This window comes from Nocardia farcinica, assembly GCF_029867845.1.
Lineage (GTDB): Bacteria > Actinomycetota > Actinomycetes > Mycobacteriales > Mycobacteriaceae > Nocardia > Nocardia farcinica_A.
In genome coordinates this window covers 1-1,432 of the sequence record NZ_JARWRU010000382.1, presented here as the reverse complement: position 1 = coordinate 1,432, position 1,432 = coordinate 1, and the positions used below count along the sequence as shown (strand labels likewise).

Annotated in this window: 2 protein-coding genes; one reads left to right on the top strand and one right to left on the bottom strand. The window is 74.0% G+C overall.

All coding sequences use genetic code 11. From position 1 onward, the window contains the following. Positions 1–23: 23 nt before the first annotated feature. Positions 24–1,031: a 5'-3' exonuclease gene (locus tag QH283_RS08055; RefSeq protein WP_280502391.1), complete on the bottom strand. Its 1,008-nt coding sequence runs from the start codon at positions 1,029–1,031 to the stop codon at positions 24–26. A gap of 91 nt (positions 1,032–1,122) precedes the next feature. Here QH283_RS08055 and QH283_RS08050 point away from each other — a divergent pair. Beyond that, positions 1,123–1,432 (top strand): aminopeptidase P family N-terminal domain-containing protein (locus QH283_RS08050; RefSeq protein WP_280502390.1); only part of this gene is annotated, 310 nt, incomplete at its 3' end.

Here is a 1,432-nt window from a genome sequence, read left to right as displayed (position 1 = left end):
CGGGGGTGCTTTTCGTGTCTCGTTTATACCGCGGCCCTTGGGGGGGGGGGGGGGGGGCGCCGCGCCCCCCCGCGCGGCGCCGCAAGCGCTTTCACGAGACGCCGCACCGGGCTCTCGGCGTTGTACGCCGCGCCGAGGGCGAGCAGGCCGTCGAGGTCGGCCGGTTCGGTGGGCAGCACGTCCGGCCGGGACAGCTCGACATCGGCGTCGCGCACCACCCGCACCACCCGGGCCGCCGCGTCCAGATAGTCCGCGGCCGCGGTCAGCTTCGCGCGGGCGGCGGGCGCGAGGTCGGCGTCGGGATCGGCGACCGCCGCGCGCAGCGCCTCCAGCGAACCGAACCGGGAGATGAGGGTCGCCGCGGACTTCTCGCCGATGCCAGCCACCCCGGGCAGGCCGTCGGAAGCGTCGCCGCGCAGCGTGGCGAGATCGGCGTAGGCGGGACCGGCGACCTCTTGCGGCACATGGTATTTGGCGGCCACCTCGGCTGGGCCGAACAGTTCGGCCTTGGCCAGGCCCCGGCCCGCGTAGAAGACCCGGACCGGCGGGGCGGGGTCGTCGCGCACCAGTTGCAGCAGGTCACGGTCGCCGCTGACGACCACCACCTCGTCGCGGCGTTCACGGTGGGCGAGGGTGCCGAGCACGTCGTCGGCCTCCAGCCCCGCCGCGCCGCCGGTGGCGATGCCCGCCGCGGCGAGCACCTCCAGGATCATGTCCACCTGCGGGGTCAGCGTGTCGGGCACCTCCTCCGCGTCGGGCGGGCCCTGCTCGGCCACCCGGTGCGCCTTGTAGGAGGGCACCAGCTCCACCCGGAACCGGGGCCGCCAGTCCAGGTCGAGCGCCACCACCAGCCTGCTCGGGCCGAACCGGGTGATCAGCGAGGCCACCATGTCGGTGAAGCCGCGCACGGCGTTCACCGAGCGGCCGTCCGCGGCGGTGAGCTTGTCGGGGATGGCGTGGAAGGCGCGGAACCAGAGACTGGCGCCGTCGAGCAGCAGCAGCGGGCCGCCGGGAGTCGCAGCAGAGGTCACGCGGCCGAGGCTACCGCGCCGCACCGACGAATCGACGCCGCTACACCGCTGATCGCTCGGGGGTTGCCCACGCCGGGTAGGGTCGACGGGTATGAGTTCGCACACGCACGCCAGGTTCGCCGCGGATGTCTACCGGGACCGGCTCGAGCGCGCGGTGGCCGCGATGCGCTCGGCCAGCATCGACGCCCTGCTCATCACCCCTGGCCCGGATCTGCGCTATCTCATCGGCTCGGCGGCCCAGTCCTTCGAGCGGCTCACCTGCCTGGTCATCACCTCCGACGGCGCGACACCCACCGTGGTCGTGCCCAAGCTGGAACTGCCCGGCCTGGCCGACTCCGCCGCCGGTGAGCTGGGGCTGCGCGTCGTGGACTGGGTCGACGGCGTCGATCCCTACCAGATCG